25 protein-coding genes are annotated in these 23,400 nt (G+C 54.1%); 7 read left to right on the top strand and 18 right to left on the bottom strand.

What is annotated here, in order from left to right; all coding sequences use genetic code 11:
• Positions 1 to 69 precede the first annotated feature (69 nt).
• Positions 70 to 2,211: a phosphate acetyltransferase gene (gene pta, locus OGY35_RS02430; RefSeq protein ID WP_286631325.1), complete on the top strand. Its 2,142-nt coding sequence runs from the start codon at positions 70 to 72 to the stop codon at positions 2,209 to 2,211.
• A gap of 188 nt (positions 2,212 to 2,399) precedes the next feature.
• Complete coding sequence (gene yfcC / locus OGY35_RS02425; RefSeq protein WP_178826071.1) at positions 2,400 to 3,923, top strand: putative basic amino acid antiporter YfcC; 1,524 nt, start codon at positions 2,400 to 2,402, stop codon at positions 3,921 to 3,923.
• Positions 3,924 to 4,025: 102 nt separating this feature from the next.
• Here the strand turns inward: yfcC and OGY35_RS02420 are convergent, their stop codons facing one another.
• From OGY35_RS02420 to OGY35_RS02400, 5 genes are all read right to left on the bottom strand, one after another.
• Positions 4,026 to 4,979, bottom strand: coding sequence for a transketolase family protein (locus OGY35_RS02420; RefSeq protein ID WP_286631324.1), 954 nt, complete (start codon positions 4,977 to 4,979; stop codon positions 4,026 to 4,028).
• Entirely contained in the window at positions 4,972 to 5,802 is an 831-nt protein-coding gene (locus tag OGY35_RS02415; protein ID WP_286631323.1) for a transketolase, read from the bottom strand. Before OGY35_RS02415 ends, OGY35_RS02420 begins: the two co-directional genes overlap by 8 nt.
• Complete coding sequence (locus tag OGY35_RS02410; protein ID WP_286631322.1) at positions 5,799 to 7,190, bottom strand: PTS ascorbate transporter subunit IIC; 1,392 nt, start codon at positions 7,188 to 7,190, stop codon at positions 5,799 to 5,801. The genes OGY35_RS02415 and OGY35_RS02410 overlap by 4 nt, the downstream gene beginning before the upstream one ends.
• Before the next feature lie 71 nt (positions 7,191 to 7,261).
• A complete protein-coding gene (locus OGY35_RS02405) occupies positions 7,262 to 7,534 on the bottom strand; it encodes a PTS sugar transporter subunit IIB (protein ID WP_152403347.1) in 273 nt (90 codons plus the stop codon).
• Between the two features lie 80 nt (positions 7,535 to 7,614).
• The gene (locus tag OGY35_RS02400; protein ID WP_286631321.1) at positions 7,615 to 8,058 is read right to left on the bottom strand and encodes a PTS sugar transporter subunit IIA; all 444 of its coding nucleotides are present in this window, start codon (positions 8,056 to 8,058) and stop codon (positions 7,615 to 7,617) included.
• Positions 8,059 to 8,307: 249 nt separating this feature from the next.
• Between OGY35_RS02400 and OGY35_RS02395 the strand changes: the two genes are divergently transcribed.
• Positions 8,308 to 9,327, top strand: a complete 1,020-nt coding sequence (locus tag OGY35_RS02395; RefSeq protein WP_152403343.1) for a LacI family DNA-binding transcriptional regulator — start codon at positions 8,308 to 8,310, stop codon at positions 9,325 to 9,327.
• A 4-nt stretch (positions 9,328 to 9,331) separates the two neighbouring features.
• Here OGY35_RS02395 and yfcD read toward each other — a convergent pair whose 3' ends face one another.
• Genes yfcD through yfcF form a run of 3 tightly spaced genes read right to left on the bottom strand, consistent with a single transcriptional unit; the run spans position 9,332 to position 11,206 of the window.
• On the bottom strand, positions 9,332 to 9,898 hold the full coding sequence (gene yfcD, locus OGY35_RS02390; RefSeq protein WP_042317782.1) for an NUDIX hydrolase YfcD: 567 nt from the start codon (positions 9,896 to 9,898) through the stop codon (positions 9,332 to 9,334).
• A gap of 56 nt (positions 9,899 to 9,954) precedes the next feature.
• Entirely contained in the window at positions 9,955 to 10,506 is a 552-nt protein-coding gene (yfcE, locus tag OGY35_RS02385; RefSeq protein ID WP_152403341.1) for a phosphodiesterase, read from the bottom strand.
• A gap of 55 nt (positions 10,507 to 10,561) precedes the next feature.
• Positions 10,562 to 11,206, bottom strand: coding sequence for a glutathione transferase (gene yfcF, locus OGY35_RS02380; protein ID WP_286631320.1), 645 nt, complete (start codon positions 11,204 to 11,206; stop codon positions 10,562 to 10,564).
• 139 nt (positions 11,207 to 11,345) lie between these two features.
• On the opposite strand from yfcF, the gene yfcG reads away from it, so the two are divergent.
• From yfcG to OGY35_RS02360, 4 genes are all read left to right on the top strand, one after another.
• On the top strand, positions 11,346 to 11,993 hold the full coding sequence (gene yfcG, locus OGY35_RS02375; RefSeq protein ID WP_286631319.1) for a GSH-dependent disulfide bond oxidoreductase: 648 nt from the start codon (positions 11,346 to 11,348) through the stop codon (positions 11,991 to 11,993).
• Between the two features lie 54 nt (positions 11,994 to 12,047).
• Entirely contained in the window at positions 12,048 to 12,410 is a 363-nt protein-coding gene (gene folX, locus OGY35_RS02370) for a dihydroneopterin triphosphate 2'-epimerase (protein WP_043000007.1), read from the top strand.
• Between the two features lie 20 nt (positions 12,411 to 12,430).
• Positions 12,431 to 13,324 carry a TIGR01777 family oxidoreductase gene (locus tag OGY35_RS02365; protein ID WP_152403335.1) on the top strand — a complete coding sequence of 298 codons (894 nt, stop codon included), beginning with the start codon at positions 12,431 to 12,433 and terminating at the stop codon, positions 13,322 to 13,324.
• A gap of 69 nt (positions 13,325 to 13,393) precedes the next feature.
• Positions 13,394 to 13,921: a GNAT family N-acetyltransferase gene (locus tag OGY35_RS02360; protein ID WP_286631318.1), complete on the top strand. Its 528-nt coding sequence runs from the start codon at positions 13,394 to 13,396 to the stop codon at positions 13,919 to 13,921.
• Between the two features lie 93 nt (positions 13,922 to 14,014).
• On the opposite strand, the gene hisP is transcribed toward OGY35_RS02360, so the two are convergent.
• The 10 genes from hisP to folC form a co-directional block, all read right to left on the bottom strand.
• Positions 14,015 to 14,788, bottom strand: coding sequence for a histidine ABC transporter ATP-binding protein HisP (gene hisP, locus OGY35_RS02355; RefSeq protein ID WP_046483066.1), 774 nt, complete (start codon positions 14,786 to 14,788; stop codon positions 14,015 to 14,017).
• Positions 14,789 to 14,801: 13 nt separating this feature from the next.
• Complete coding sequence (gene hisM, locus OGY35_RS02350) at positions 14,802 to 15,509, bottom strand: histidine ABC transporter permease HisM (RefSeq protein ID WP_061074826.1); 708 nt, start codon at positions 15,507 to 15,509, stop codon at positions 14,802 to 14,804.
• Positions 15,506 to 16,192 (bottom strand): histidine ABC transporter permease HisQ, encoded by a 687-nt coding sequence (locus OGY35_RS02345; RefSeq protein ID WP_152403331.1) that lies wholly within the window; start codon positions 16,190 to 16,192, stop codon positions 15,506 to 15,508. The genes hisM and OGY35_RS02345 overlap by 4 nt, the downstream gene beginning before the upstream one ends.
• Before the next feature lie 186 nt (positions 16,193 to 16,378).
• Positions 16,379 to 17,161 carry a histidine ABC transporter substrate-binding protein HisJ gene (hisJ, locus tag OGY35_RS02340; protein WP_152403329.1) on the bottom strand — a complete coding sequence of 261 codons (783 nt, stop codon included), beginning with the start codon at positions 17,159 to 17,161 and terminating at the stop codon, positions 16,379 to 16,381.
• A 247-nt stretch (positions 17,162 to 17,408) separates the two neighbouring features.
• Positions 17,409 to 18,191, bottom strand: coding sequence for a lysine/arginine/ornithine ABC transporter substrate-binding protein ArgT (argT, locus tag OGY35_RS02335; RefSeq protein ID WP_061074829.1), 783 nt, complete (start codon positions 18,189 to 18,191; stop codon positions 17,409 to 17,411).
• A 288-nt stretch (positions 18,192 to 18,479) separates the two neighbouring features.
• Complete coding sequence (locus OGY35_RS02330) at positions 18,480 to 19,049, bottom strand: UbiX family flavin prenyltransferase (protein ID WP_152403327.1); 570 nt, start codon at positions 19,047 to 19,049, stop codon at positions 18,480 to 18,482.
• Positions 19,050 to 19,144: 95 nt separating this feature from the next.
• Complete coding sequence (gene purF / locus OGY35_RS02325; RefSeq protein WP_152403325.1) at positions 19,145 to 20,662, bottom strand: amidophosphoribosyltransferase; 1,518 nt, start codon at positions 20,660 to 20,662, stop codon at positions 19,145 to 19,147.
• A gap of 34 nt (positions 20,663 to 20,696) precedes the next feature.
• Positions 20,697 to 21,185, bottom strand: coding sequence for a colicin V production protein (cvpA, locus tag OGY35_RS02320; protein WP_046483084.1), 489 nt, complete (start codon positions 21,183 to 21,185; stop codon positions 20,697 to 20,699).
• A gap of 247 nt (positions 21,186 to 21,432) precedes the next feature.
• Positions 21,433 to 22,122: a cell division protein DedD gene (gene dedD / locus OGY35_RS02315; RefSeq protein ID WP_152403322.1), complete on the bottom strand. Its 690-nt coding sequence runs from the start codon at positions 22,120 to 22,122 to the stop codon at positions 21,433 to 21,435.
• Positions 22,112 to 23,380 (bottom strand): bifunctional tetrahydrofolate synthase/dihydrofolate synthase, encoded by a 1,269-nt coding sequence (gene folC, locus OGY35_RS02310; protein ID WP_286631317.1) that lies wholly within the window; start codon positions 23,378 to 23,380, stop codon positions 22,112 to 22,114. Before folC ends, dedD begins: the two co-directional genes overlap by 11 nt.
• Between the last annotated feature and the right edge of the window lie 20 nt (positions 23,381 to 23,400).

Below are 23,400 nucleotides of genomic sequence, written 5' to 3'. Positions count from 1 at the left end.
CACCGCCAGCTAAGCTGGCGGTGCTGTTTTGTAACCCGCCCAACGGGCGGTAACGAAAGAGGATAAACCGTGTCCCGTATTATTATGCTGATCCCTACCGGAACCAGCGTCGGCCTGACCAGCGTCAGCCTCGGCGTCATCCGCGCTATGGAACGCAAAGGCGTTCGTCTGAGTGTCTTTAAGCCAATCGCCCAGCCACGCGCCGGTGGCGATGCGCCAGACCAGACCACCGCTATCGTTCGTGCAAACTCCTCTGTCACAGCGGCTGAACCGCTGAAGATGAGCCACGTTGAGTCTCTGCTGTCCAGCAATCAGAAAGATGTGCTGATGGAAGAGATCATCGCGAACTACCACGCGAACACCAAAGACGCAGAAGTGGTACTGGTTGAAGGCCTGGTCCCAACCCGTAAACACCAGTTTGCGCAGTCTCTGAACTACGAAATCGCTAAAACGCTGAATGCAGAAATCGTCTTCGTGATGTCTCAGGGCACCGATACGCCAGAACAGCTGAACGAGCGTATTGAACTGACTCGCAGCAGCTTCGGCGGCACAAAAAATACCAACATCACCGGCGTTATCGTTAACAAACTGAACGCCCCGGTTGATGAACAGGGTCGTACTCGCCCGGATCTGTCCGAGATTTTCGACGACTCTTCCAAAGCGCAGGTCGTGAAAGTTGATCCGGCGCAGCTCACCGCAAGCAGCCCGATGCCGGTTCTCGGCGCAGTGCCGTGGAGCTTTGATCTGATCGCTACCCGTGCTATCGACATGGCGCGTCACCTGAATGCCACCATCGTTAACGAAGGCGACATCAACACGCGTCGCGTGAAGTCTGTCACCTTCTGTGCGCGTAGCATTCCGCACATGCTGGAACACTTCCGTGCCGGTTCCCTGCTGGTCACCTCCGCTGACCGTCCGGACGTGCTGGTTGCCGCTTGCCTGGCCGCGATGAACGGCGTAGAAATCGGCGCCCTGCTGCTGACCGGTGGTTACGAAATGGACGCGCGCATCTCTAAACTGTGCGAACGCGCTTTCGCGACCGGCCTGCCGGTATTCATGGTGAACACCAATACCTGGCAGACCTCTCTGAGCCTGCAGAGCTTCAACCTGGAAGTGCCGGTTGACGATCACGCACGTATCGAGAAAGTTCAGGAGTACGTGGCGAACTACATCAACGCTGACTGGATCGAGTCTCTGACCGCGACCTCTGAGCGTAGCCGTCGTCTGTCTCCGCCAGCTTTCCGCTATCAGTTGACCGAACTGGCGCGTAAAGCCGGTAAACGTGTTGTGCTGCCGGAAGGCGACGAACCGCGTACCGTGAAAGCGGCAGCCATTTGTGCTGAACGTGGTATCGCAACCTGCGTGCTGCTGGGTAATCCGGAAGAGATCAACCGCGTTGCGGCGTCTCAGGGTGTTGAACTCGGCGCTGGCATCGAAATCGTTGACCCGGAAGTGGTCCGCGAAAGCTATGTCGCACGTCTGGTTGAACTGCGTAAGAGCAAAGGCATGACCGAAACCGTTGCCCGCGAACAGCTGGAAGACAACGTGGTTCTTGGTACGCTGATGCTGGAACAAGACGAAGTTGACGGTCTGGTGTCCGGTGCCGTTCACACCACGGCTAACACCATTCGTCCGCCGCTGCAGCTGATCAAAACGGCGCCGGGCAGTTCACTGGTTTCCTCCGTATTCTTCATGCTGCTGCCGGAACAGGTTTACGTTTACGGCGACTGCGCGATCAACCCGGATCCGACCGCTGAACAGCTGGCTGAGATCGCAATCCAGTCCGCCGATTCCGCAATTGCCTTTGGTATCGAACCGCGCGTCGCAATGCTCTCCTACTCCACCGGCACCTCTGGCGCGGGTAGCGACGTAGAAAAAGTGCGTGAAGCGACTCGTCTGGCGCAGGAAAAACGTCCTGACCTGATGATCGACGGTCCGCTGCAGTACGATGCCGCCGTGATGGCTGATGTCGCGAAATCCAAAGCGCCGAACTCTCCGGTTGCCGGTCGCGCTACCGTGTTCATCTTCCCGGATCTGAACACCGGTAACACCACCTACAAAGCGGTACAGCGTTCAGCCGACCTGATCTCCATCGGGCCGATGCTGCAAGGTATGCGCAAGCCGGTGAACGACCTGTCCCGTGGCGCGCTGGTTGACGATATCGTCTACACCATCGCTCTGACCGCGATTCAGTCTTCACAGCAGCAGTAAACTGCCTCCCCTGGGCTCTCACGAGCCCAGTCAACATCCGGAAATTTCAACGATTTCCGGATTTTTTATTTCCGTCCTTTCAGCGTTGCAAAATCTGATTTTTTTGGCTTAACTGCGCTGTATCAATGAATAACCATTCGCCTGTTTGCATACTTAGCCTCTTTGCTTTGCAACAGGGATAGTCTGTCATGTCTGCAGTAACCGAAACACAGCCAACCAGAAGAAAATGGGCCATGCCCGATACGTTGGTGATTATTTTCTTTGTCGCCATTTTAACCAGTCTTGCAACCTGGGTTGTCCCCGTCGGGATGTTTGACAGCCAGGAGGTGCAATACCAGGTCGATGGTCAGACAAAAACCCGTAAAGTGGTCGACCCGCACTCCTTTCGCATTCTGACCAACGAGGCAGGTGAAGCGCAGTATCACCCGGTGAAGTTCTTTACCACCGGTGACGAAAGTCCGGGCCTGATGAACTTCCCGTTTGAAGGGCTGACTTCTGGCTCTAAATTCGGCACCGCCGTTGGCATCATCATGTTTATGCTGGTGATTGGTGGCGCGTTTGGCATCGTCATGCGTACAGGAACGATTGATAATGGCATTCTGGCGCTGATCCGCCATACCAAAGGCAACGAGGTTCTGTTTATCCCGGTGCTGTTTATTCTCTTCTCGCTGGGCGGCGCGGTATTCGGTATGGGGGAAGAGGCGGTCGCCTTTGCGATCATCATCGCGCCGCTGATGGTGAGGCTGGGCTATGACAGTATCACCACCGTGCTGGTGACCTATATTGCAACACAAATTGGCTTTGCCAGTTCGTGGATGAATCCCTTCTGCGTGGTGGTTGCTCAGGGTATCGCCGGCGTTCCCGTCCTCTCCGGTTCCGGTCTGCGCATCGTGGTATGGGTCATTTCAACGCTGATTGGCCTGACGTTTACCCTGGCCTACGCCTCGCGGGTGAAAAAGAACCCGCTTCTGTCGCGCGTACATGAATCTGACCGTTTCTTCCGCGAGCAGCAGGATGATGTTGTCGAGCGACGCTTCACGATCGGCGACTGGCTGGTACTACTGGTTCTGACCGGCGTGATGGTATGGGTTGTCTGGGGCGTCATCGTCAACGCGTGGTTTATTCCTGAAATCGCCAGCCAGTTCTTCACCATGGGCCTGGTGATTGGCATTATCGCCGTTATTTTTCGCCTTAACGGCATGACGGTCAACATTATGGCGTCCTCTTTCACCGAAGGCGCGCGCATGATGATTGCCCCTGCCCTGCTGGTAGGCTTTGCCAAAGGCATATTGCTGCTGGTAGGCAACGGCGAAGCAGGTGACGCGAGCGTGCTGAATACGCTGTTGCACAGCATTGCCAACGGCATCAGCGGGCTGGATAACGCCGTTGCCGCGTGGTTTATGCTGCTCTTCCAGGCCGTGTTCAATTTCTTTGTTACCTCGGGATCCGGTCAGGCGGCGTTGACCATGCCGCTGTTAGCGCCGCTCGGCGATCTGGTAGGTGTTAACCGTCAGGTAACCGTGCTGGCGTTCCAGTTTGGCGATGGCTTTAGCCATATCATCTATCCGACCTCAGCGTCACTGATGGCGACGTTAGGCGTCTGTCGGGTGGATTTTCGTAACTGGCTGAAAGTGGGTGCGACGCTGTTGGGACTGCTGTTTATTATGTCCAGCGTGGTGGTGATTGGCGCACAGATTATGGGATACCATTGATCCAACATGCCGGATGGCGACGCTAACGCGTCTTATCCGGCCTACAATATTTCTTATCCTCGTAGGCCGGATAAGCGTTAGCGCTCATCCGGCTTCTCCTTTCTAAAGCAGTGATTTTGCCGCAGTCACAATCGCCGCCGCGGTGAGTCCATACTCTTCCTGCAAGAAGTCCTGGGTGCCGACCTGTCCATAGCGTTCCCTGACGCCAACCCGCCGCATCGGAACCGGGCAGGTTTCTACCAGCACTTCCGCTACCGCCGATCCCAGCCCGTTATGGATACTGTGATTTTCACAGGTCACAATCCGCCCCGTTTTTTCGGCATAGTTCTTCACCAGCATGCGATCGACAGGCTTGAGGGTGAACATGTCGATGACGGCCGTACTGACCCCCATCCGCTCCAGTTGTCGTGCCGCTTCCAGCGCTTCAGCCACCATAATCCCATTGGCAATCAGGGTGACATCATTGCCTTCCCGCAACACATTTCCTTTCCCCAGCGTAAAGGTCGATCCCGGGGCGTAAATACTCGGTGCCTGTTTACGGATGGTGCGCACCCAGTAGAACCCGTCGAGGTCAATCAGTTGGCGTAAGATATCGTCAAACATGACGGCATCAGTAACCTCCAGCACCACCGAATGCGCCAGCCCGCGAACGATGCCCATATCTTCGAAAGACATGTGCGTCCCGCCGTTATGACAGGCGGTCACACCGGCATCGGAGGCGATGACTTTGACGTTACTCCGCTGATAATCGAGCGACATAAACAGCTGATCGAAACAGCGGCGACTGGCGAACGCCGTAAAGGTATGCACAAACGGCTTGCGTCCGGTCAGTGCCAGCCCTGCCGCAGTACCAATAACGTTCGCCTCCATGATGCCGCAATTAATAACATTCTGCGGATACTCGCGCGCCACGCCGTCCATCGCCATGGAGCTCATCAAATCCGCTTCCAGCGCAATGATCGGGCTTCCCGCCGCCACTTCTTTCGCGACAAAAGTGGCATAAACCTTGCGCATCTCCACACTGTCTTTTTGTCCTGCGGGCGCGAGCTTAATCATGCGTAGCCTCCAGTTGGCGAAGATTATCGTTCAGCGCATGTCTGGTCTCATCCGTCAGGCGCAGGTGATGTGAGTGGGTTAATTGCTCCAGATACGGCACTCCCTGCCCTTTGACGCTGTCAAGAATCACAACGCGTGGACGTGCCTGGTTATCCAGAACCGGTTGGACCACCGCCAGCAGACCGGGGATATCATCCCCTTTCACCGTGAACGCCTCAAAACCAAACGCACGAAATTTATCTTCAAGACAAAACGGGTGGATGATGTCATCCAGTTCGCCATCCAGCTGCTGCTTATTCCAGTCAACGAAGACCGTCAGGTTGTTCAGCCGATGGTGGGCAATAAACTGGAACGCTTCCCAGCACTGCCCTTCATTGAGCTCGCCATCACCCACAATGCAGAATACCCGGTTAGTTCGCTGCGCCAGTTTGTGCGACAGCGCCATCCCCCCGGCGATAGAAATGCCCTGCCCCAGCGATCCTGTCGTCGCATCAACGCCACGCGTCTTAAGCCTGTCCGGGTGACTGGGCAGACGCGTGCCGTTCTGGTTCAGCGTGCTCAACTCTGCGACCGGGAAGTAGCCTTTCAGCGCCAGCGTGCTATACAGTGCCGGCCCGGCATGGCCTTTTGATAACACGAAATAGTCCCGCTCTGGCCAGTCCGGATCGGCAGGGTCAATGTTCATCACCTCGCCATACAAAACCGCCAGCGTTTCCACCACCGACATACAGCCGCCAAAATGGCCAAAGCCGAGATCAATAAGCGACTTCAGGGTGGCGATGCGAATCTCGCGCGCCAGTTGCGTTACCGCCTTCACACTCATGATTTGGCTCCATTATTTTCCTTAGTCTGACCCGTTACAGTCCGGTTTTTCGCGAACAGGTTCCAGACCACCAACAGCGCAAACAACGCCACAACCAGTCCCGTGATGGCAAAAGGCGACAGATAACGCGCCAGGTTGCCGAGCACAATGCCAACGACGCCAAAATCGGCATCCGAGAAAGTGGTATTGGCAAAACCAATCGCGCCCAGCACGGGCAGGAGGAGAACCGGCAGGAAGGTGATTAACAGGCCATTGGCAAACGCGCCAATCATGGCCCCGCGACGCCCACCGGTGGCGTTACCAAACACCCCGGCCGTTGCGCCAGTGAAAAAGTGTGGGACAACGCCAGGCAGGATCAGCACCAGTTTCATCTGTCCCAACAGAAACAGCCCCACCAGCCCGCCGAGAAAACTGAACAGAAAGCCAATCAGTACCGCATTCGGGGCATAGGGATAGACCACCGGGCAGTCCAGCGCCGGTCGCGCGTTAGGCACCAGTTTTTCAGAAAAACCGGTAAACGCCGGGACGATTTCCGCCAGAATCAAACGGACACCTTGCAGAATAATGAACACCCCGGCGGCAAAGGTGATCGCCATGATGATGGCGTAAACCAGATAGTTCTGCCCGCCGCTGAAGGTACTTTCGACATATTCCCGACCGGCGCTGATCGCCATAATCAGATAGATTATCATCATGGTCAGGGAGATAGAGATTGAACTGTCACGCAGGAAGCTCAGGTTCTTCGGTAAGTTCATCTCTTCGGTCGAACGGGAACCTTTGCCGCAGACGCTGCCGATCCAGCCTGACAGCACGTATCCCAGAGTGCCAAAGTGACCAAAGGCAATCTCATCATTTCCGGTGATCCGCCGCATATACCGCTGCGCCAGCGCGGGGAAAAAAGCCATCACCAGCCCCAGAATCAGCGAGCCCGTAAAGACGAGTCCGATCCCGTCGAATCCGGCGACGGTCAGAATAACGCCGATCATGCAGGCCATATAAAACGTATGATGCCCGGTCAGGAAGATATACTTCAGGCGCGTGAAGCGGGCGACAATAATATTCGCCACCATCCCGAACGCCATAATAAGCGCGGTTGAGGCGCCATATTTCTCGAGAGCAATAGAGACAATGGCTTCGTTATTAGGAATGATGCCCTGAATATTAAATGCGTGCTCAAACATCCCGCCTAGCGGATTTAACGATCCCACCAGCACCGTTGCGCCGCCGCCAAGAACAATAAAACCCAGAATCGTTTTAATTGTCCCTTTTATCACATCGGAAAAAGCTTTCTTTTGCGCGACCAGGCCAATTAATGCAATTAACCCCACCAGCACGGAAGGGACTTTAAGAATATCAACAACAAAATTCAGCGTTTCAAGGATAAACATATCCACCTCGCTTTATGCACATCAGTGCGCAACCGCCATCGGGCTGTTTGCATGATGGTGTGCATTTACAGTTATTGTTTGTCGAACCATTCGCGCAGTTGCGCTTCCAGTTCATTGATATCGATAATATTATTAATCACCACCAGTTGAGTTTCCGGTACGCTGGCACTGGCGGCAATATCTTTTGCCATCACAAACAGATCGGCAGCGCCAGGCGTGGCGGAGGAGAGATCGGAATGTTCAACATCTGCCTGAATATTAAGTTTCTTGAGCACTTTTTTAATATTCATTTCGACCATAAAACTGCTGCCCAGGCCAGAACCACAAATTGCCAGAATTTTCATTGTTATCCCCTTTTTTTAAGTAGAGTACGTCCGCATCACGCTTTCGCGTCATGTTTTAGAAGATGCCAATATGACTTACATCAGAAACGTGAAATGATTTTTTTAATATCCTCCAGGGTTGTTGCCTGATGTAATCGCACCAGATCCTCGTCGCTTGAAAATAATTCAGCCAGTGCGGATATCATGGCAATATGGCTATGTTTATCCGGCGCCGCGAGCATGATAATAATGTCGACAGGATCAAATTCGCCTGCGCCAAATGAAACACCGTGCTCCAGTTTTAACAATGAGAGCCCTAATGCTGTTGCGCCTTCTTCCGGTCTGGCATGCGGCATTGCCAGACCCGGCGCCAGGACGTAGTAAGGTCCCAGTTGATGATGCTGCGCGACGATGGCGGTAAGGTACTCCGGTGTAATAACCCCGGCAGCAAGCAAAGGTCTGGCACACCACGCAAGAGCCTGCTGCCAGTCCTCAACGCTCTCGCGCAGCATGATGGTTGACTCCGTTAACCATTTATTCAGCACGTCCTCTCCTCATTTCTTGCTCAATGTGAGCAAACTTTATTCAACCCATGAAACCTTATCTGCGATCATTCTCACAAAGATAGCGCTATCAGGGGATATCGTTCAGATATGTGATAGCGCTATCAAAATACAATTGCCGGGTAAAATCACAGCAATGAAAGTCATTAAAGGCGTATACTTGCCCTGCATACGAAGCAAAAAATGACGATAAAAAGCGGCTCAACCGGTTGTAATTGCGCAGGAATGTGTATGTCTCTGACCCGAAAACGACGTAGTACAGGCAAGGTGACCATTGCGGATGTCGCTCACCTTGCCGGTGTCGGCACCATGACCGTCTCTCGTGCACTGCGCACGCCTGAACAGGTTTCCGATAAACTCCGGGAAAAAATAGACGCTGCAGTGCATGAACTGGGCTACATGCCCAATCTGGCTGCAAGTGCGCTGGCGTCTGCGTCATCACGAACCATTGCGATGGTCGTACCGAATCTTTCAGAGGCTGGCTGCTCGGAAATGTTCGCTGGATTGCAGGAAGTCCTGCAGCCCGCCGGATACCAGATCATGCTGGCAGAGTCCCGTCATCGCCTGGAACAGGAAGAAACGCTGCTTGAGACGCTGCTGGCCTCCAATATTGCCGCCGCCATTTTGCTCAGCGTCGAGCACAGCGACACCGTGCGGAACTGGCTGAAAAACGCCAGGATCCCGGTCATGGAGATGGGCGCGATTCGTAGCGATCCCATTGATATGAACATTGGTATTGATAACGTCGCAGCAATGTTTGAACTCACCGAAATGTTGATTCAACGCGGCTATCAAAACATTGGACTGCTCTGCGCCAATCAGGAACAGTGGATTTTTCAGCAGCACTTGCAAGGCTGGTATAAGGCGATGCTGCGCCACCACATGTCGCCGAATCGAGTGATTAACGCGGCGCTCCCCCCCAACTTTTCCACCGGCGCGTCGCAGTTGCCCGAGTTTATTCTCGCCTGGCCCGAACTCGACGCGCTGGTTTGCGTGTCGGATGAACTGGCCTGTGGCGTGCTGTATGAGTGCCAGCGACGACGCATCAAAGTGCCTGACGATCTGGCGGTAGTCGGATTTGGCGATAGTGATGTGAGCAGGGTTTGCCAGCCGCCGTTAACCACGATGGCTGTGCCCCATCGCAAGATTGGTATTGAGGCTGGACGCGCGTTACTGGCACGGTTTGAGGATGGCAACTGGCGCGATCAAAAACCGATCGCCTCCAGTTTGTGCGTAAGGGACAGTTGCTGAGCGGTTACTCCGCCTCTTCCTGCTTCTCCTGTTGCGACTCTGACCTGGCCGCTTCGTTTTTGGCGTTACGGGTCATCCATAGCGCCAGCGCTTTCAGAGAGTCGGGCGTGAACTCATCGCAGCGAGCGGTAATTTCTTCTGGCGTCAGCCAGCACACTTCGCTGACCTCTTCTTCCTGTAAGGCGAACGGGCCGTGCGACACACAACTGAACAACGCCCCCCAGACGCGACAGTTCTTATCTTCAAAGTAGAACTGACCGTGTTCGGCAAATGGCACGCCGGCAATGCCTAACTCTTCTTCCGCTTCACGACGGGCAGAATCCAGCAGTTGTTCGTCGGCCTGCACAACACCACCGGCAGTGGCATCTAACATTCCAGGTAAAAAGTCTTTTGTCTCGGTACGACGCTGCACCAATATTTTGCCCATCCCGTCGTGTACGACAATATAGGTCGCACGATGACGCAGGCCCTGCGCTCGCATCTGTTCCCGGCTGGATTGTGCAATGACTTCGTTGTCTTCATTCACAATATCCACCCATTCCGTACTTGCCAAACGACGCTGTTCCACCATCAGGAAACCTTCTTTTTCTGGCGCTCTTACGGCGCATTTACATATGTGGGGGTAAATTACGAATTAATCGCAACCTGTGCAATGATACTTTGATCATTGAGTGCGATAACGCTTAAAACATTATCGTCCAGCAGGCCATAACTTGCCTGAAAGCCCCCCTTAGGAATGCTTACTGAACCCGGGTTGAAGTGATAAATATCGCCTTTTTTTTCTGCCACCGGCAGATGCGTATGCCCATATACCAGGACATCGCTGGCGCGTAAAGCGGGCAGGCTATCCGGCCCAAAGAGATGGCCGTGAGTCAGAAACAGCCGCTGATTATCCAACAGCACCTGCTGCCAGGGCGCGGTCATTGGAAACTTCAGCAGCATTTGATCCACTTCGCTATCACAGTTTCCCCGTACCGCAATAATCTGCGCCGCCTGTTCGTTCAGTCGCTCAGCCACCTGAGCGGGCGCGTAGCCTTCGGGTAAGGCATTTCGCGGCCCGTGGTTGAGTACATCTCCCAGTATCACCAGCCACTGTGCGCCACTCTGGGAAAACAACGTCAGCACGCGTTCTGTGGCAGGCAAGGACCCGTGAATGTCGGATGCAAACATCAGTTTCATCACATACTCCGTGTCATCAAAAACCACATTATGATACTGGATTGTAGACGCTTTATCAGCCTGAACGCTTCGCGGAAAGCGCAATATAACGCTGGACAGATGCGCGTTGCCACTGAAATGCTGCATATTCCGCCAGTCGTTCAGGGACCTCATCGCCATTGAGGACCAGACGGTTGAGCATCAGGGCTAAATCGGTATCGGCCAGACACCATTCTCCGAAAAGATTTGGCATGTCGTGTGCCAGCAGATTCCCCGCCGTGGCGAACAGTTTTTCCGCGCTGACTTTCCCCGCGTCGCTCAGCGGCCCTTTTTTTACCCCCCCGAAAACGACATCCGTCGGACGCTCTTCTCGAATGGACATTAAATCACTGCGCAACCATGCCTGAATCTGCCTCGCGCGCGCGCGCTTTTGCAGGTCGTGGGGATAGATCCGTTCCCAGGTGGGTGGCGCAAAACTGTCTTCCAGATATTCAGCTATCGCGGAGGACTCGCTCAGCTCAAAGCCATCGATTTCCAGCAACGGCACACGGCGAGTCAATGCAAAACCCTGCCAGCCAGGTTGTAGATGTTCGCCGCTGTTCAGGTCAATGGTTTTCAGGCTAAACGGCAGCCCCTTTTCCTGCAACGCAACATAGGCAGATAGCACGTAGGGAGAGAAAAAATTCGCGTCTGACCACAGCGTGATGTTGGGTTTACTCATAGCATCCTCGTCGTTATTAGGCTTTTCTCACAACATAGAGGGTCTTTCGCTTGCTGTCACCTGATGAAAACTCACACAGCGCAACAGGCTTTCTATACTTGTGGTTGTCTAATTCCACTCAATGCTTTCTGGAGCTGAAATGATCGACCTCTATTATGCCCCGACACCCAATGGGCACAAGATTACGATCTTCCTTGAAGAGGCTGCACTGGACTACCGACTCATTAAGGTGGATATCAGTAAGGGAAATCAGTTTCGCCCTGATTTCCTGGCCATTTCACCCAACAATAAAATCCCCGCCATCGTCGATCATGCCCCGATCGATGGCGGCACACCGCTCAGCCTGTTTGAGTCCGGCGCCATTTTAGTCTATCTGGCGGAAAAGAGCGGCCTGTTGCTTAGCGGCGAATTGCGCGAGCGCCATACCACGTTGCAATGGCTATTCTGGCAGGTGGGCGGACTGGGACCAATGCTCGGTCAGAATCACCATTTCAACCATTTCGCCCCGCAGGCCATCCCCTACGCCATCGAACGCTATCAGGTGGAAACACAGCGGCTGTATAACGTCCTCAATAAACGGCTGGAAACGTCGCCGTGGCTGGGCGGTGAACATTACAGCATCGCCGACATTGCCTGTTGGCCGTGGGTGAACGCCTGGCAGCGTCAGCGCGTCGACCTTGACATGTTTCCCGCCGTGAAGAATTGGTTTGACCGTATTCGCAGTCGACCCGCCACGGAACGCGCGATGATGCGGGCGCACCAGGATCCTGCGAGTGCAAAAGAATAACGTGGCCGGGTTCTCGTGTATCATGCGAGAGTTCATACATGGAGGAGACCTGCAATGTCACATCATGACGCTATTATTCGTATAAAAAACCTTCGTTTACGCACTTTCATCGGTATCAAAGAGGAAGAGATCAATAACCGACAGGACATTGTCATCAACGTTGCGATTCACTATCCGGCAGACAAAGCCCGCGTCAGCGAAGATATCAATGATGCGCTGAACTACCGCACGATCACCAAAAATATCATCCTGCACGTTGAGAACAACCGCTTCTCATTGTTAGAAAAATTAACCCAGGATGTGCTCGATATCGCACGCGAACACCACTGGGTCACTTATGCTGAAGTGGAAGTCGACAAACTACACGCGTTGCGTTATGCCGATTCTGTCTCCATGACGTTGAGCTGGCAGCGCTAACCGCTTTCACGGGAGGCTGCATGAAGATACTGGTAACTGGAGGGACTGGCCTTATCGGAGGACACCTGGTCCCGCGCCTGCAGGAACTGGGCCATCAGGTGACGGTACTGACCCGCCGCCCCGATGACGCCCGCAAAAAACTCAATGATCGGGTCACCCTGTGGAACTCGCTGGACGATAAGCACAACCTCGACGACATCGATGCGGTGATTAACCTGGCCGGTGAACCCATTGCTGACAAGCGCTGGACGACAGAGCAAAAAGATCGCCTGTGCCAGAGCCGCTGGCGCATCACCCAGAAACTGGCGGACCTCATTAACGCCAGTGAAACGCCGCCGTCGGTCCTGATTTCAGGTTCTGCCGCCGGTTATTACGGTGATCTGGGTGAAGTGGTTGTCACCGAGGAAGAGCCGCCGCATAACGAATTCACCCATAAGCTTTGCGCGCGCTGGGAGCAAATTGCCTGTGAGGCGCAAAGCGACAGAACGCGCGTGTGCCTGCTGCGTACCGGCGTGGTGCTGGCGCCAAAAGGCGGGATCCTCGCCAAAATGATACCGCCCTTTCGCCTGGGCCTCGGTGGCCCAATCGGCAGCGGTCGCCAGTATCTGGCCTGGATCCACATTGATGACATGGTCAATGCGATCCTCTGGCTGCTGGATAACGATCTGCGTGGACCGTTCAACATGGTCTCACCCTACCCGGTACGCAATGAACAGTTTGCTCATGCGCTAGGACATGCCCTGCAGCGGCCTGCGATTCTTCGCGTACCGGCCACGGTGATTCGCCTGCTGATGGGCGAGTCGTCCGTTCTGGTGCTGGGTGGGCAGCGCGCCCTGCCAAAACGACTGGAAGCCGCCGGATTTCCCTTCCGTTGGTACGATCTTGAAGAAGCGCTGGCGGATGTTGTTCGTTAACGTCTTCCCTGTTCACCCTCGCTATTCCGGTGGTAAGGTAGTCTCACTGGCTCCCGGAATGGCGATTTTATGGCACGACTCACCACTGAACGACTGACGCTTTCCCCGTTTCAACCCACAGACTGGCCCTTTTTCCTCGCGCTTCGTGAAAATCTGGACGTCATGCGTTTTATGGGCAACCTCTGCCCCGAACGCGAAACACGCTTATTGTTTGCACGTCGCCTTACCTCAAAACACACCTTTGTGATCCGCCAGCATCACGATGCCACACCGCTGGGCGACATTGGCTTACAGGTAAGCCATCATTTTCCGCAGGAAGCAGATATCGGTTATTGCGTCATCCCCGCAGCCCAGGGACGCGGTATCGCCAGCGAGGCCGTTCGCGCCGTCTGCAACTATGCCTTTTGCAATGCCGGTGTGAAAGCCATCAACGCCTGGGTGCTCGCCGAGAATCGGGGTTCAGTTCGTCTGCTGGAAAAGCTCGGATTTGTGCGTACGCAGGTACTGGAGAAAGCGTTTGAGGTCAACGGTATCCACTATGATGACTGGGGATACCGTCTGGAGGCAGAGGCGTTTGTTGATCTGTCGGCCGGATAAGGCGTTTACGCCCCCATCCGGCATTGAATGCTAGCCTGAGGCGCTGCGCTTATCAGGCCTACTCGCTGAAAACACCACGCCAACAGAGAAATGTTACTTCAGCGATCCTTTCAGGAACTGTTGCAGACGTGGACTTTGCGGATTGCCAAAGAGTTGCTCCGGATTGCCCTCTTCTTCGATTTTCCCCTGATGCAGGAAAATAACGTGGCTGGAGACATGGCGGGCAAAGCCCATTTCGTGCGTCACCACCACCATCGTTTTTCCCTCTTCTGCCAGTTGCTGCATGATACGCAGCACTTCGCCCACCAGTTCAGGATCCAGCGCCGAGGTCGGTTCATCAAAGAGCAGCACCTCCGGCTCCATCGCCAACGCGCGCGCAATCGACACACGCTGCTGCTGACCGCCGGAAAGATGCACCGGATATTTCCCCTGGGCGCGCTCATCAATACCAACTTTCGCCAGATATTTGATCGCCCGCTCGCGGGACTCCTGTTTGCTCAGGCCCAGTACCTGAATCGGCGCTTCCATGACGTTTTCCAGCACCGTCATGTGGCTCCACAGGTTAAAGTGCTGAAACACCATTGTCAGGCGCGTACGCAGTAAACGAAGCTGATTTTTATCCGCCACTTTTAGCTGACCGTCCTTGTCACGCACCAGGTTGATATTCTGGCCATTGACCACAATCGACCCTTCACTCGGTTTTTCGAGGAAGTTTATGCAGCGCAAAAACGTACTTTTTCCCGAGCCAGAAGAACCAATAATACTGATCACATCTCCAGCGTTGGCCTGCAGCGAAACCCCTTTCAGCACTTCGTGTTCGCCGTAGCGTTTGTGCAAATCGATAACGTTTAATTTATTCTCAGACATCGTGTTACTCGAATTATTTAGAGGAAACATGCTGCAACCAGCGCCTTTCCGCGCGGCGGAAGAGGCTTATCAGGACATACGATATGATTAAGTACAGCACGGCGGCAATACCGAAGGCGGTAAAGGGCTGATAGGTCGCCGAGTTTATATCACGGGCGATTTTCAGCAGATCCGGAACCGTCGCGGTGAAGGCCAGCGCCGTGGAGTGCAACATCAAAATGACCTCGTTGCTGTACGCGGGCAACGCGATACGCAGCGCCGAAGGCAGAATAATGCAGCGATACATTTTAAACGAGGAGAAGCCATACGCGCGCGCTGCTTCAATTTCACCGTGTGGAACCGAACGGATCGCCCCAGCGAAAATCTCCGTGGTATACGCGCAGGTGTTCAGCGTCAGCGCCAGAACGGTACAGTTCAGACCGCTGCGAAAGAAGGCGTTAAGAAAATCCGTGCCTTTGACAATCTCCAGCGTGTACATCCCTGAATAGAACACCAGTAGCTGAACGTACAGTGGCGTCCCGCGAAAAATATAGGTGAATAGCCAAATGGGAAACTGGATGAATTTGTTACTGGAAACGCGGCCAATCGCCAGGATTACCGCCAGAATGCCGCCCATCACCACGGAGGAGATCAGCAGCCACAGCGTTATCGCCACGCCCGTAAAGCGGTAGCCGTCCGTCCACAACAGGGATTTCCAGTACTCCTGAATAATCTCGATCACAGGTCAGCCCTCTTCACACCGACGGAGTAGCGGCGCTCAAGGAACAGCAGCACACCATTAGAAACCGTAGTAAATACCAGATAAATAAGTCCGCAGACGATGGCGAAATAGAAGGGCTCCCAGGTGCTCTTCCCGGCCAACTGCGTGGCTTTTACCACATCTTCCAGACCGAGCAGCGAAACCAGCGCCGTCGCTTTGAGGATCACCTGCCAGTTGTTACCAATCCCCGGCAGCGCATAACGCATCATCGCCGGGAACATAATGCGGCGAAAAATTTGGGAAGAGGTGAAACCGAAGGCCGTTGCCGCTTCAATATGCCCTTTGGGGACCGCCATAAAGGCGCCACGGAAGGTTTCCGTAAAATACGCACCGTAGATGAAGCCGAGCGTAATAATACCCGCGACCATCGGGTCGATATCAATCTGACCGATGCCTATCGCATCGGTTAACGCGTTGAGTGCTATCTGCAAGCCATAAAAAATCAGCAGCATCAGCACCAGATCCGGCACCCCGCGAATGAGGGTGGTATAACCTTCGAAAATAAGCCCCGTCACCCGGTTTTGCGAGAGTTTGGCCCCCGCCCCGACGAGGCCGATCAGAACGGCCAGCACCACGGAACTGAGAGCCAGTTCCAGCGTGACAATTGCGCCCTGTAAAATAACACCTGAAAACCCGTACAACATGCTGCCTGTCCTGTCGTGAGTGGCGAGTTAGAAGCCTCTTTTGACGTGATGACACACTTCATTGATGCCGGATGGCGCTACGCTTATCCGGCCTACAGGAACATCGTCGTAGGCCGGATAAGGCGAAGCCGTCATCTGGCATAAAGTCTGTCAAACATCTTCGGGCTTTATCTACACCTGCGGTGATTAACCGCCGTAAACATCAAAATCAAAGTACTTCTTCGCCAGCTTCTCGTAAGTTCCGTCAGCGCGCATTTCTGCAAACGCTTTGTTCAGGGCTTCACGCAATTCGTTATCCTCTTTGCGCAGACCCATACCGGTCCCTACACCAAACAGTTTCTCGTCTTTCACAGACGGGCCGCCGAATTTGTAATCTTTGCCAACGGGTTGTTTCAGGAAGCCTTCGCTCGCGGCGACTTCGTCCTGGAATGCGGCATCAATACGCCCGGCGGTCAGGTCGGAGTAAATATTGTCCTGGCCCTGATACGAAACGATCTCGATGCCTTTTGGCGCCCAGTGTTCGTTACCAAACGTCTCCTGAGTCGTGCCCTGCAGCACACCGACGCGCTTGCCTTTCAGCGACTCAACGGTAGGTTGAATGTCAGACGCATTAGCCACCACCAGACGAGAGTCGGCTGCATAAAGTTTGTCGGTGAAGGCGATTTCCTGCTGACGTTTTTCAGTAATCGAAAGCGAGGACATGATAGCGTCGATTTTCTTCGCTTTTAACGAAGGGATCAGCGCATCCAGCGGGTTCTCAACGAAGGTACATTGTGTATTAATACGTTTGCACAGCTCTTTCGCCAGATCGATATCAAAACCGACTAATTCACCCTTGGCATTCTTTGACTCAAACGGGGCATAGGTCGGATCGGTACCGATACGAACTTTTTGCGGAATAGCGGCAAATGCTGCGGTAGCACTGGAGAAAGCCAGGACCAGAGAAAGAGATAACACCAGTTTTTTCATAACTATCCTCAACAGACTGTCTTTTATAGGGGATGTTTACAGGACCAGGTGCAGTTATCGTGCCACTAATCGGGTCGACAAGGCAAAACATTCTACCCTGTCGCCCGGTTTATTTTGCATGAAAAGCGCTTAAATATGCACTTCCACCCTGTTCACCCGCACTAATTGCACCATAACGGTGCAATTCACCTGTCACGCACCGTAATGGTTAACCCGACCGGTGCAATCCGTTCCCCATATTGAGGTTTCAGTCACCGTAGACGTTAAAGTCAAAGTACTTTTTCGCCATCTTGTCGTAAGTGCCATCCTGACGCAGATCGGCAAGTGCCTTATCGAAGGCGGCCTTCAGTTCAGCATCATCTTTACGTAAACCGACGCCCGTACCGTCGCCGAAGTACTTTTTATCCTTCACGGAAGGACCAGCAAAAGCATAGTCTTTGCCCGCAGGCTGTTTGAGGAAACCTTCGCTGGCGGCAACTTCGTCCTGCAGTGCCGCATCAAGACGGCCCGCTGTCAGGTCGGAATAAATCAGATCCTGGTTTGCATAGGCCACCACATCCACGCCCTTGCTGCGCCAGATATCATTGGCATACGCTTCCTGAGTTGAGCCTTGTAACACGCCAACGTGCTTACCTTTCAGCGCGTCAAGCGTCGGCTGAATCGGTGAGCCTTTCGCCGCAATCAACCGCGAGTCCGCCGCGTACAGCTTGTCAGAGAACGCGATTTCCTGCTGACGCTTATCGGTAATCGAGAGCGAAGAGATAATGGCATCAATTTTCTTCGCTTTGAGTGATGGGATCAGCGCATCAAAATCACTGGCGACCCAGGTACATTTGACCTGCATACGCTTACACATCTCATTGCCCAGATCGATATCAAAGCCGATGAAGTCGCCTTTGGCATCTTTCGAAGAGAACGGGGCGTAGGTTGTGTCTGTGCCAATGCGCACCGTTTGCGGCAGCGCCGCATAGCTGGATGCAGTAGCAGAAAGACCAATCAGCAATGACAGAGCGAGAATTGACTTCTTCATACATAACCCTCAAGTGGAATGACTTTATTATGTTTTACGTTGTGTTGTGTGTTTGCAGGCTTTTTCATGCAGGTCTTATGCCATTTTCGCGCCGCCCGGGATATTCGACGTTAAATATGTTAATAAAACGTTGCAATATTGTCCTGATGTTGAAGATAGCAGGTCTGACGGATGAACCGCAGCGTTTCGAATGGATTTAGCGAATTAAATGTTGAGGATATGATCGCGGTTACAAAATTGCCCTGAAACAGGGCAACTGATGCAAAAAGGCACGCTGACAGCGCAATGTTATGCCCCCTGCCAGCGGGTAAAAAGGTCCTGCGGCAGGGCGATATCAAACTGATCGAGAACGCGATTAACCGTTTGATTTATCACATCATCCAGAGTCACAGGACGATGATAAAACGCCGGAACCGGCGGCATAATCACCGCACCAATTTCCGCCGCCTGAGTCATTAAGCGCAGATGCCCAAGATGGAGCGGCGTTTCCCGAACGCACAGCACCAGCGGACGGCGCTCTTTCAACACCACGTCTGCCGCACGGGTCAACAGGCCGTCGGTATAGCTGTGCACAATACCGGAAAGGGTTTTGATGGAGCATGGCAGAATCACCATGCCGGCAGTCGAAAATGAGCCTGAGGAAATGCTGGCGGCAATGTCGCGCGCATCGTGCGTCACGTTGGCAAGCGCCTGGACATCGCGCAGCGATAAATCAGTCTCCAGCGACAGCGTCTGGCGGGCGGCCTGGCTCATGATGAGATGCGTTTCAACGTCCGGTACATCGCGCAAAACCTGCAGCAGCCGCACGCCGTAAATGGCGCCGCTGGCACCGCTGATCCCTACTATGAGTCGTTTCATGATATATCGCCCTGTCTGACTTCTGGGCTGACTTTGCAGGATTTTATGGGGAGTTGCAAGTCAGGGGGCGGGATTCGCCCCCTGGCAGGTCAGGATTACCCTTCGTTGTGCATCTCGAGGTTTTCGACTTCGTTCTGCAACTGGACCGCTTTGGCATCGTCATTACGCAGGGAATCGAGGAAATCGAGATACTGCTGATCGACATCCTTCGTGACGTAGACGCCGTTAAACACGGAACATTCAAACTGCTGAATATCCGGGTTCTCGGCACGCACGGCGTCGATCAGATCGTCAAGATCCTGGAAGATAAGACCGTCTGCACCGATGATCTGGCGAATCTCATCTACTTCGCGACCATGTGCAATCAGCTCGTTTGCGGTAGGCATGTCGATACCGTACACGTTCGGGAAGCGAATCTCCGGTGCGGCAGAGGCCAGATAAACCTTTTTCGCCCCGGCTTCACGCGCCATCTCAATAATCTGTTCTGAGGTGGTGCCGCGCACAATGGAGTCATCCACCAGCAGGACATTTTTATCACGGAACTCAGCGCGGTTAGCGTTCAGTTTGCGACGTACGGACTTACGACGCAGCTGTTGTCCCGGCATGATAAAGGTACGGCCGACATAGCGGTTTTTCACAAACCCCTGGCGGTACGGCTTACCGAGAATACGCGCAATTTCCAGTGCAATGTCGCAGGAGGTTTCCGGAATCGGAATGACCACGTCGATATCCAGATCTTCCCATTCGCGGGCAATTTTTTCGCCAAGTTTGGTCCCCATATTCACACGGGCACTGTAGACGGAAATCTTGTCGATGAAGGAATCCGGACGCGCGAAGTAAACATACTCAAACAGGCACGGGTTGCTGACCGGGTTTTCAGCACACTGACGGGTGAACAACTGTCCTTTTTCAGTGATATAGACCGCTTCGCCCGACGCAACGTCACGCAGAAACTCAAAGCCCAGCGTATCCAGCGCGACGCTCTCAGACGCCACCATATACTCAGTGCGGCCGTCACCGATATCACGTTTACCCAACACCAGCGGACGAATACCGTTCGGGTCGCGGAAGGCGACCATACCGTGACCAATAATCATCGCCACGCAGGCATACGCGCCGCGGATCTGGCGGTTGGTCGCGGCAATTGCCGCAAAAATGTTGTCTGCTTCCAGCGGATAGTGGCGGAACTTATCCAGTTCGCTGGCGAAGATATTGAGCAGGATCTCAGAATCTGAGGTGGTATTGATATGGCGGCGCTTCTCTTCAAACAGCTTTTTACGCAGTTCGTGGGCATTAGTCAGGTTGCCATTGTGGGCAAGCGTGATGCCATACGGGGAGTTGACGTAGAAAGGTTGAGCTTCAGAGGCGCTGGAGCTACCAGCCGTTGGGTAACGCACATGACCGATGCCCATATTGCCCTGCATACGCTGCATGTGACGCGCTTCGAATACATCGCTCACCAGGCCGTTTGCCTTACGCAAACGGAAGCAGTTATTTGCATCGATGGTGATAATGCCAGCGGCATCCTGACCACGATGCTGGAGCACTGTTAAGGCGTCATAAATCGACTGGTTAACCGGCATAACACCGGCGATACCGACAATACCGCACATACGTCTTTTTCCTCGTTAAGCTACAACCCAACGCTTATGCTCTGGGCAAGAAACTTGACGAGCTTTGCAGATAGTCAAAGAACCATCTGATGATGAAACTGAACTCCGGGATCAGCTGTGACTTACTCCAGTCTTCACCTTTCGACAGGCCCGTAAAGGTGTCGAGAAAGAACAGAATGGCAGCAACAATCAACACACCACGCAGCGCGCCGAAACAGACCCCCAGAACCCGGTCGGTACCTGACAGACCGGTTTTCTCAACCAGTTGCCCTACCACGTAGTTCACAATGGCGCCGACGATAAGCGTCGCGATAAACAGCACCGCGATGGCAATCCCGTTTCGAACCAGTTCGTCTTCAAAGCCCGAAAACCAGACAGACAGGTAAGTGTAGTAATGGCTGGCAACAAAGAAAGCACAACCCCATGTCACCAACGATAACGCTTCACGAACAAAGCCACGGATCAGGCTAACCAGACAGGAAAAACCAATCACCGCAATAATGGCGTAATCAATCCAGACCATATGTGTCCCACGATTTTACGCCCTGTCGTCCTGTTCGGGGCGCATTCTAACAGAAAAAGAAAACGTTTGCGTAGGGATTTCCTTCCCGCGCGTAAATAAAAATGGCGCTGAAAAAATATTCAACGCCATACCGTTTTATGCCTCTTCGGGCACTGCCGGATGGCGATGTAAACACCTCATCCGGCCAACAAACCACACGGTGGTAAGCCTGATAAGACGCCGAGCGCCGCCATCAGGCAACCCTAACTTAGTTCGGGCTGTACCCCATCACCACTCCGCTTAATCCGGAGATTTGCTGTAACTCGCCGAGCGAACCTTTCAGCTTGTCGCGTGATGCATCCGGCCCCACGAGAATACGGGTTATTTTACCCTGTACTGGCGTTGACGGAGAAGTATATACCCGGAAACCTGCGCCACGAAGTTTACCCACGATCTCATTGACCTTATCGGCATTTTTCAGCGCACCCAACTGCACAACATAGGCTTTACCCGTCGGTGCCGGTTTCTCTTCCACCGCCGGTTTTGGCGCAGGAGTGGGAACCGGAGCGGGCGTTGCGTCCACAGTCGGCTGTGGCTTCGGTTGCGGCTTCGGTTTTTCAACCGGTTTTGGTTTGGGTTGTTCTACGGGCGCTGGCGTCGTATCAAGCTCAGGACTGTTCGCTGACGCATAGCGTGACGGATCCAGCGACGGAGCCGCCGCATCGCCTGCCCGCACCTCTTCTGCCGCCCCTTCCGGTGGTTGAGTCGGTAATGCCTGCGTTGCCGCAGGCATCATATCCGGCTCGTCGCGATCGCCGGGTTTCGGCACCAGCGGGATCGCCGCGAATTCATCCTGATAATGTTTTTTCTGCCCGTCGAGCAGCCCGGGCAGCACAATCACGCCCAGCGCGACCAGCACAATCGTGCCGACTAAACGATTCTGAAACTTACTCGCCACCGATTCTCCCCGCGTCCATCACTTCCATGACATGTGCAACCGTGTGGAATGAACCACACACCAGTACGGTATCTTCTGGTCTCGCGTCTGCCAGAGCGGCGTGCCATGCCAGCGCGACACTGTCATAGACACTGCCTTTACCGAGATGTTCCAGCAGTTGCTCTGCCGTCGCCCCCCGGGGGCCTTCCAGCGGAGCACAATACCAGTCGTCGACCACGCTTTTCAACCAGGCCAACGTTCCCGCAATATCCTTATCATGTAGCATACCGATAACGGCAAGAACGCGCCCCTTTTTCGGCAACATTTTCAGCCGTCCGGTCAGATATTCCGCCGCATGGGGATTATGCGCGACATCGAGGATGACGCGCGGCGACTCGCTCACAATCTGGAAACGTCCCGGTAGAATCGCCTGAGCAATCCCGTCGCGGATCGCCTGTTCACTGACGTTCAGGCCACTGGCGCGCAGTGCCGCCAGTGCGGTCGCCGCATTGGGTTGCGGTACCTGTGGCAGCGGTAAATCGGTCAATGTACCGTGGCAGTCGCTGAAGGACCACCCCGTCTCCGTTACCGTAAATTGCCAGTCTTCGCCACGGCGCTGTAGGCGTGCGCCTTTCTCCAGCGCCACATCGGCGATGGTATAGGGCATTTCGGGTTCGCCGACAATCGCTGGTTTATCCGCACGGAAAATGCCGGCCTTTTCGCGGCCAATACTTTCACGATCTGGCCCCAGCCAGTCGGTATGATCCAGCGCAATGCTGGTAACCACGGCGACATCGGCATCAACGATGTTTGTCGCGTCCAGTCGTCCGCCCAACCCGACCTCCAGAATCACCACATCCAGTCGCGCCTGCTTAAACAGCCACAACGCAGACAGCGTGCCGTATTCAAAATAGGTCAGCGAGATATCCCCACGCGCCGCTTCAATCTCCGCAAAGGATTCTGTGTGGGCCGATTCTGGCAGTTCATTGCCCTGCACACGCACACGTTCGGTATAGCGCACCAGATGCGGCGAACTGTATACCCCGACTTTGTATCCCGCTGTCGTCAATATGGACTCCAGCGTCCGGCAGGTGGTGCCCTTGCCATTGGTACCCGCCACGGTGAAGACAAACGGCGCAGGCTTCAGCACGCCCAGCCGCGCAGCCACCTGGCTTACGCGTTCAAGGCCCAGATCGATAGTCTTCGCGTGGAGGTTTTCCAGATAAGAAAGCCACGAGGCCAGGGGCGACGCGGCTTTAGGAATACGTTTGTTATTCATGATGCCCGTAAATTCGTTAC

It is taken from the genome of Citrobacter sp. Ct235 (assembly GCF_030332305.1).
GTDB classification, from domain to species: domain Bacteria; phylum Pseudomonadota; class Gammaproteobacteria; order Enterobacterales; family Enterobacteriaceae; genus Citrobacter_A; species Citrobacter_A telavivensis.
Note: the sequence above shows the minus strand (reverse complement) of the source record. Positions and strands in the feature narration are given on the sequence as shown.